At 65.6% G+C, this 7,905-nt stretch carries 8 protein-coding genes and 1 riboswitch; all 8 genes read right to left on the reverse strand.

The window, feature by feature from the left end; translation table 11 throughout:
- Positions 1-251: 251 nt before the first annotated feature.
- Positions 252-806 carry a glycosyltransferase family A protein gene (locus tag VGL40_02115; GenBank protein HEY3314065.1) on the reverse strand — a complete coding sequence of 185 codons (555 nt, stop codon included), beginning with the start codon at positions 804-806 and terminating at the stop codon, positions 252-254.
- A 50-nt stretch (positions 807-856) separates the two neighbouring features.
- Positions 857-2,086: a methionine adenosyltransferase gene (metK, locus tag VGL40_02120; GenBank protein HEY3314066.1), complete on the reverse strand. Its 1,230-nt coding sequence runs from the start codon at positions 2,084-2,086 to the stop codon at positions 857-859.
- Between the two features lie 91 nt (positions 2,087-2,177).
- Complete coding sequence (locus tag VGL40_02125; protein HEY3314067.1) at positions 2,178-3,269, reverse strand: methionine synthase; 1,092 nt, start codon at positions 3,267-3,269, stop codon at positions 2,178-2,180.
- Positions 3,270-3,383: 114 nt separating this feature from the next.
- Positions 3,384-3,525: riboswitch (SAM riboswitch) on the reverse strand.
- Between the two features lie 176 nt (positions 3,526-3,701).
- Entirely contained in the window at positions 3,702-4,127 is a 426-nt protein-coding gene (fabZ, locus tag VGL40_02130) for a 3-hydroxyacyl-ACP dehydratase FabZ (protein HEY3314068.1), read from the reverse strand.
- A gap of 66 nt (positions 4,128-4,193) precedes the next feature.
- Positions 4,194-5,237: a rod shape-determining protein gene (locus tag VGL40_02135; protein HEY3314069.1), complete on the reverse strand. Its 1,044-nt coding sequence runs from the start codon at positions 5,235-5,237 to the stop codon at positions 4,194-4,196.
- Between the two features lie 87 nt (positions 5,238-5,324).
- A complete protein-coding gene (gene spoIIID / locus VGL40_02140) occupies positions 5,325-5,588 on the reverse strand; it encodes a sporulation transcriptional regulator SpoIIID (protein ID HEY3314070.1) in 264 nt (87 codons plus the stop codon).
- A 363-nt stretch (positions 5,589-5,951) separates the two neighbouring features.
- Positions 5,952-6,737, reverse strand: a complete 786-nt coding sequence (locus tag VGL40_02145; GenBank protein HEY3314071.1) for a M23 family metallopeptidase — start codon at positions 6,735-6,737, stop codon at positions 5,952-5,954.
- 77 nt (positions 6,738-6,814) lie between these two features.
- Positions 6,815-7,810, reverse strand: coding sequence for a stage II sporulation protein D (spoIID, locus tag VGL40_02150; GenBank protein HEY3314072.1), 996 nt, complete (start codon positions 7,808-7,810; stop codon positions 6,815-6,817).
- Between the last annotated feature and the right edge of the window lie 95 nt (positions 7,811-7,905).

Consider the following 7,905-nt stretch of genomic DNA (forward strand, 5'->3'; position numbering starts at 1 on the left):
CCTTTCCCGGCCCCTATCCCGGCCCCTTTCCCGGTGTCCCCGCCTTTCCCAGCGTCCCCCCCGGCCTTTGTAAGCGTCTGCTAGTGGGCCGTAAGCTGGTCGATGTAGAACGATAACCACGACGAAAACCCCCCCGCAGCCTCTTGGCGACGAGGGGGTCTTGGCTCTTGCGGGGCAGGCGGTGAGGGCCAAGACGCTCGGCTCTAAGCGCTGGACGCCCGGCGCTGGGCACCCGGCGCTCGGCGCCGGGGTCAGGCGCTGGGCTGGCGGCCGAGGCCGCTTCGGCCGCGGCCCTGACCGCCCATTCCCGGCGACGGCGGCCGAACCGCCTCGGCCGGCTCATCCTTTGGCCCGACCAGGTAGTAGACCGTCCTCAAGAGGTCCGTGGTCTCGGCCCGGTTGGTCGCGTCCAGCAAGATGGCCGTTCGCCCGCGGCACAGCCGGAGGCCGGCCTCGATGGCCGCGGCCCGTCCGGCCCCGTGACCGGCGCGCGCAAAGCGGACGTTGCCGTAACGGCGGGCCAGCCGCTCGATGATCTGGGCGGTCTGGTCCACGGAATGCTCGTCGACCACGACGACGTCGTAGTTGGTCAGACCGGCCCGGTTGAGGTAAGGCAGACCGGCCAGGTTGCGGACCAGTCCCTCGACGTAGGTCTCCCCTTCCTTGACCAGGACCAGTAAGCTCAGAAAGGGCCGGAACGAGCGCCGCCGGCCGGGCGTTCCCCGGACCCTGGACACGGCCAGGATGGCGCTGATCAGTCCGTACAGGGCAAAGAGATAGAGCACTGTGTGGGGAGAGTCGATCAAGACCCGCGCCTCCCGGAAACCAGAGGATGCGGGATATCATATGCCGCGTCTCAGGCCCCGGCGCCGCGGACTCCGGCCGCCTTACGCAGGGCGGCCGCCCGGTCGGCCCTTTCCCACGGCAGGTCGAGGTCCGACCGTCCGAAGTGGCCGTAGGACGCCGTCTGCTGATAGATTGGCCGCCGGAGGTCCAGCATCTTGATGATGCCCCCCGGCCGCAGGTCAAAGTGGTCGCGGACGAGGTCCGAGAGGACGGCGTCCCCGACCTTGCCGGTACCGAAGGTGTCGATGGTCACGGCCAGCGGGTATTCGACCCCGATGGCGTAGGCCAGCTGGACCTCGCAGTGCTCGGCCAGCCCGGCGGCGACGACATTCTTGGCTACGTAGCGGGCGGCGTACGAGCCGGAGCGGTCGACTTTCGTCGGGTCTTTGCCCGAGAAGGCCCCGCCGCCGTGTCGGGCGTAACCCCCGTAGGTATCGACGATGATCTTTCGACCGGTCAGGCCGGTGTCGCCGGCGGGGCCGCCGATGACGAAGCGGCCGGTCGGGTTGACCAGGAAACGGGTCCTGTCATCGATGAGCGACGCCGGGACGACCTCGCGGATGACCTTGTCGATCACGTCGGCCCGGATGGTGTCCCAGTCCACCTCGGGCTTATGCTGGCAGGCGCAGACGACGGTGTCCACCCGCACCGGCTTGCCGTCGCGGTACTCCACGGTCACCTGGGTCTTGCCGTCCGGGCGGAGGTAGGGAATGATTCGCTGCTTGCGGGTCTCGGCCAGGCGGCGGGCCAGTTTGTGGGCCAGCATGATCGGCATCGGCATCAGTTCGGGGGTCTCGTTGCAGGCGTAGCCGAACATCATGCCCTGGTCCCCAGCTCCGAGGTGCTCGTCCAAGTCCCCCTCACCGGCCCCGGACTTGGCTTCGAGGGAGCGATTGACGCCGAGGGCGATGTCCGGGGATTGCTCATTGATGGAGAGGAGGACGGCACACGTGTCGCCATCGAAGCCGTACTTGGCCCGGGTGTAGCCGATGTCGCGGACGGTCTCTCTGACCACCGACCGCATGTCGACATAGGTGTCGGTGGTGATCTCGCCGGAGACCAGGACCAGTCCGGTCGTCACCAGGGTCTCGCAGGCCACCCGCGCTCTCGGATCCTTATGCAAGAGGGCGTCGAGGATGGCGTCGGAGATCTGGTCGGCCATCTTGTCGGGATGGCCCTCCGTCACTGATTCCGAAGTGAAGAAGAACTGGTCGTTTCGAGTCTGGCGGACGCCCAACATGATTCATTCCTCCCTGACCGTGATGAACCTCCCTGACCGGCCCGCGGCCGGCCAAGGCCGGCGGGTCATTGGCTTCGTATGTGGCCTGGGCCTAAGGGGACAGACCGTAGCGACGGCGGATCTCTTCCGAGACCCCCAGGACGAGCCGGAAGGCCCGTTCGGCCGTCTCGACCGGGCGGCCTCCGAGGCCGCAGGACGGGGTGATAAGGCTTTGCCGGACCAGTCGCTCACGGTCGAGGCCCTTGTCCTCGAACCAGGTGAGGGCTTGCTCCAACCGGTCGACGAGGGTCGAGGCCGTCTCTTTGACCGCATCGTTCGTATCCGTGGGAACGATCCCCCAGGCCAGCAGGCCGCCGCGAGCGATGAACCCGGAGACGGCCTCGGGGTAGAGGGACAGGTTCTTGGCGTAGTAATAGGCATCAAAGGACAGGATGTCCAGTCCGGCGTCGATGAGCACGGACCAATCGGTATTCCCGCAACAGTGGACCCCGGTGAGTCCCTCGAGGCCGGCGGTGACTTCTTTGATTGCCGCGATGACCTGGTCGCGGCTCAAGTTGTAGTATGCCGAGCCGAAGGCGGCCATCGACGGCTCGTCCAGGAAGAGGATGGTCGCCGGGTTGAGCCGCCGGAGGGCGCGCTCCTGCCACTTGGCCTGCAGGGCCAATCCCTTGACGACGCCGTCGAAGGCCGTCTCGTCATAAATCAAGAGGCGCTTGTCACGCCCCTGGACGGTCAGGCCGTAGCTGACCGGACCGGTGATCTGCCCCTTCACGGCCAGGGCCCGCCCGACGGCGGCCGCGTGGCCCTCGGTCAAGGCGTAGAAGCCGGCGGCGTGGTCGCAGCGCAACGGCCAGTCGTAGTCGTCTTCGAGACAGCGTTGATAGAGAGCGGCCAGGGCCTGATCATAGTCGGGCGCGGCCTCGCCGCCGCCTCCGGCGACGTTGCCGCCGACTCCGCCACCGCCGGCGCCCCGGTCGAGGATGAGGTCGGGCCCCTCTTCGGCGAGGCCCGGGAGGCCCGGCCCGAACTGGACGTACATGTTCTCGCTCGGTCCGCGCTTTGGAAGCTGTGGCCAGAAGGGCAGCTCCGGCAGGCGGTCGAGGATAAAGCGGCAGGCCTCCTCCGGGTCGCGAAAGGGCAGGCTGCCGATACCGGTGGGACGAGCCATGGCTTCGAAGGTCATCGGGCAAAGCCTCCCGGGGCGACGGGCCTCTCTTGACTGTGACTCTTGCGGGCCAACTTGCCCGGACAAACAAAAAACCTCTTCCAGTCGCGAAGAGGATAGGGGTCTTGAAACCTCTCATCACTCAGAACTGGGTTTGCGACCCTTCGTAGGGTCGCCGACCACTTCTGCCGGTCTTGGCACCGATGCGCGCCTATAGCTACGCCGGTTGTCGAGGAGTCATCAGGCCGGTCCCTCATCCTTCTCTTCATAAGAGTGGCTGGATATTCAGTTGTAGGACAGCGCTATCGTAACACAAGGGGGCAGGGGTGTCAATGAAGGGGGCCTGGCTTGTTGGACCCTCTTCCTGGCTGATCCTCCGATCACATCAAGGCCGGTATGGGAGAGGGAGCACCGATAGACCGAGGAAACGGGAAGGCGCTGGCCGGCCAGTCAACTGATGGCGAACATCAGCTCCGCCTCGGCCACGAGCTTCTCGCCGACGTAGGCTTTGGCCACGCTTTTGCCGATCCGACCGCGCCTGCCCCGCGGTTCGATCTCGATCCGGAGCTGGTCGCCGGGGACGACCATCTGGCGGAAGCGGGCCTTCTCGATGCCGGCGAAGAGGGCCAGCTTGCCCTGGAACTCCGGCCTCCGCAAGAGGGCGACCGCGCCCACCTGGGCCATGGCCTCAATGATGAGGACCCCGGGCATGATCGGCCGCCCGGGGAAATGACCTTGGAAGTATGGTTCGTTGGCCGAGACGTTCTTCAGTCCGACCACCTTGCCGGTGGCCTCATCGATGTCGATGATCCGGTCGACCAGCAACATGGGAAAACGGTGAGGCAGATACCGCTGAATCTCGTCGTTCTCGATAATCATTGATTTCCCACCCCTAGCGGTCCCGCGCCCCCGGATTCCCCTGGCGGCGTCTGAACCCCTTTACTAGCGGCCACCAGCCCGCGGCCTTCGCCCTCCCGAGACCGTGACCACCGAGTCGTGAAGGAGGTCGAAGTTGTCGAGGGCCAGCCCTGTGCCCAGGGCCACGCAGGACATGGGGTCGTCGGCCACGTGCACCGGGACGCCGGTCTCCCGGCTGATTAGGATGTCCAGGCCGTGGAGGAGTGAGCCGCCGCCGGTCATGACCACGCCCTTCTCGACGATGTCGCCGGCCAGCTCGGGCGGGCACTTGTCGAGCATGGCCTTGATGGCGTCGATGACCGCCATGATCGGCTCGTACATGGCCTCGTAGGTCTCGGAAGCGCTGACGGTGATGGTCTTCGGCAGGCCGGCGACCAGGTCGCGGCCGCGGATCTCGAAGGTCCCCTTCTGCTCCTGGGGGAAGGCCGTCCCGATGGCCATCTTAAGCTCCTCGGCCGTGCGCTCCCCGATCAGCAGGTTGTAGGCTCGTTTGACGTAGCGGACGATGGCCTCGTCGAACTTGTCCCCGCCGACCCGGACCGAGTCGGAGAGGACGATGCCGCTCAGGGAGAGGATGGCGATGTCGGTGGTCCCGCCGCCGATGTCGACGACCATGTTTCCGGACGGTAGGGTGATGTCGAGCCCGGCCCCGAGGGCCGCCGCCAAAGGTTCCTCGATGGTGTAGGCCTTCGATGCGCCGGCCTGCATGGTCGCTTCGAGAACGGCCCGGCGTTCGACGGTGGTCACGCCCGACGGGATGCAGACCATGATCCTCGGCCGGAAGAGGACCCGTTGCCCGCAGGTCCGGGTGATGAAGTAGCGAAGCATGGCCTCGGTGATGTCATAGTCGGCAATCACCCCGTCCCGCAGGGGGCGGATGGCCATGATGTTGCCCGGGGTTCGGCCCAGCATCCGACGGGCTTCTTCCCCGATGGCCATGATCTTGCGGGTCTCCGTCTCGATGGCCACCACCGACGGCTCACGGAGGACGATCCCCTTGCCCTTGACATACACGAGCGAGGTGGCCGTTCCGAGGTCGATGCCGATATCCATCCCGAAGTTGAACATCCTGACCCCCTGTTTCGCCGGCCCGGGAAACGAAAAAAGGGCCGCCGTACTGGCCCTGTAGTTCGCTATTTTTTGCCAAATTTCCTCTCAAAGGGCCATATTTTCTTGGCTCAAATACTTCTTTCGGGTGGCCTCGCCGCCCCTGAGGTGCCTTTCAGACTTATTCCGGTCAAGCACCGTCTTGACCCTGGCCGCCAGTTCCGGGTTGATCCGGCACAACCGCTCGGTCATGTCCTTATGAACGGTGCTCTTGGACACGCCGAAGACCTTGGCGGTCTCCCGCACCGTATCATTGCTCCGGACGATGTAGTTGGCCACCTCAAGGACCCGTTTCCAGATATAGTCCTTCACCGGCGCGGCCCCCCTCTTTTCTTTTTTCGCCCCGCTTGCGGCCTGCTCGCTAATCTGTATGAACAGGCGGCCAAAAAGATGCCTGTCCCGGAGGGACTCGGGACAGGCGGTTACGAGGCGTTTCAAGGGTTGGCCCGAGCTTCTCGGACAGGCCGGTGGAAGCGATCCATAAAATCGGCCATTAACGTTCCACGCCAGGCTCGGCCAGACCCCGTGGCCAAAGAGAAAAGGCCGCCAGCAAAGACGGCCTTTCGAAGGAGGGTGCGGAACTTTGAAGGTCTCGCAGCTGCATTATAACTCAGGTTCAGCCGGTTCGATGATTAACACTCCATTAAGAAGTCACAGCTGGATGGCCGGCGCCAATCACTTCAGGAAGGTTCGCGGGTCAACCGGCTCGCCTTGCTTGTAAATGGAGAAGTGCAGATGGGGTCCGTCGGCGCTCTCCATAAGGGCGCTCGCTCCCACCTTGCCAAGGTACTGGCCTTGCTCGAGGTCATCCCCGGGCCGCACGGCCACTTCTTGCAGGCAGGCATAGACGGTTTCGAGACCGCCCCCGTTGTCCAGCACGACCTGATAGCCCAAGCTCGCATCCTGGCCGGCGCTGACCACCCGACCGGCCAGGGCCGCCCTGACGGGGGATCCCTCAATCGCCTTGAAGTCTACCCCAGGGTGGAAGCGCCAGTCCTGAAGGGTCTTGGAGTAGACCCAGCCGTAGGAGACTGCCAGCCCGCCGGAAATCGGCGGGGTGATGGTCGACAGGTCGGGCGCCTGGGCCGGCGTCGGAGCGGGAGTTGAAGCGGGGGTTGAAGCGGGCGTCGCGGCGGCCGGCGCAGCGGGCGCTGGGGTCGACGCCGAGATCCCGGCGGGTGCCGTCTGCGCGGGCGCCTTCGACCCGGCCACCAGCCCGGTCTTGCCCCCCCTTGTCCCCGCGTTCAGCTGGGCCAGTTGGGTTCGGTAGACGGCGAACATGGTGATCAGCGCGGCCAGGGCGATGACGGCCACGCCGGCGTAGTACCACTTGGCCAGGTTCTTCCACGATACGCGGCGGACCCAGACCGGCGCCGGCCGCCAAAGCGGTCTGGCCACCCAACGCCGGGCCCGCTCGATGACCGCTCTTGGGTTGAGGCCCGAGGTCTTCTGCTCAGTCAACGGAATCACCTCGGACCCATTATCCCCATATTTTTCCTCTTCCATGCATGGGTGGCCGAGGTCCCGCCCCTCGAGCCTCAGCTGCCGGACATCTTCTCGATCGACACTCCGGTGTAGTAATGCTGGATGATCTCCTGATACTTCTTTCCGAGGTTGGCCAAGCCGTTGGCGCCGAACTGGCAGAGTCCGACCCCGTGCCCGTAGCCCCTGACCTGAAAGACCGCCTCGCCGTTCTGAACGGTGACGGTGAACTTGGATGACCGGAGTCCCAGGGCCAGGCGGAAGTCCGTGGCCCGCATGGTCTTGCCGCCGACCCTGACGGTCTTAGCCCGTCCGGTGGGCGTCCGGTCGACGATTTCGATGGCCGACCGTTGGCCGGTCGAGGCGTAGACGCTCAGGGCCCCTGTCCCCGGGAGCTTGGCTTCGACTTCGGTAAGGGTCAACTTGGCCGTGCTCGTGTACCAGGGTGATTCCTTGTCCCAGTCGCAGGGGACGCTGCGAAGGTAAGGGATCTTCTCGGACCACACGTCCTCGGAGTTCTCCGTGGGACCGGCCGAGGTCGAGTGAAACTGGGCGTCGATGGGCAGGCCGTCGTAGACGATGACCAGGCCCTCGGTGTCGCTCACGGCCTTGCTGATCTTGGCCCAGTAGGTCGGGTAGTTGAGCCACCCCCAGCTCTTCTTGAGCTCCTCCGTGGACCGCCAGGCCTGCCCCTTCGCCGGATCGGTGGAGACGTCCGCCCCGAGATCGCCCTCCAGGCCGGCCCCGCCGAAGGCCCGCATCTTCTTGACCGCCAGCGTCCGGGCCACGATGGCCTGGGCCTTCAGGGCTTCCGGTTCGAAGTTGGCCGGCATCTCCGCGGCGACCACGCCCTTGACGTAGGCCTCGAGGGCCATCGATTGGACTTTGCCCCCCGGGTCAACGCGGACCTTGATCGCCGGTCCGTTCCCGATCTCGCCGGGTTGCCCGGGTTCCAGCAGCCCCGGGCCGAAGGCCCTCCCGATTACCAGGGCCGGCAAGGCGACGACGGCGACGAAGACGAGGATGACCGTGCCCGCGAAGATTCGCCCCATAACGCTCCTCCTCCCAGCAGTTACCAGTCTATAGTGTATTGGCTGACCCGCTCGCCTATGTCCCCAAACGACAAGCCGGGGCGCCCGCAGTGCGG

It is taken from the genome of Bacillota bacterium, assembly GCA_036504675.1.
GTDB lineage: Bacteria > Bacillota > Sulfobacillia > JAJYWN01 > JAJZPE01 > DASXUT01.

Bases quoted from the DNA above. Each gene is read 5' to 3' on its own strand.
- metK (HEY3314066.1), bottom strand. From the start codon at position 2,086: ATGTTGGGCGTCCGCCAGACTCGAAACGACCAGTTCTTCTTCACTTCG.
- VGL40_02125 (HEY3314067.1), bottom strand. From the start codon at position 3,269: ATGACCTTCGAAGCCATGGCTCGTCCCACCGGTATCGGCAGCCTGCCC.
- VGL40_02135 (HEY3314069.1), bottom strand. From the start codon at position 5,237: ATGTTCAACTTCGGGATGGATATCGGCATCGACCTCGGAACGGCCACC.
- spoIID (HEY3314072.1), bottom strand. From the start codon at position 7,810: ATGGGGCGAATCTTCGCGGGCACGGTCATCCTCGTCTTCGTCGCCGTC.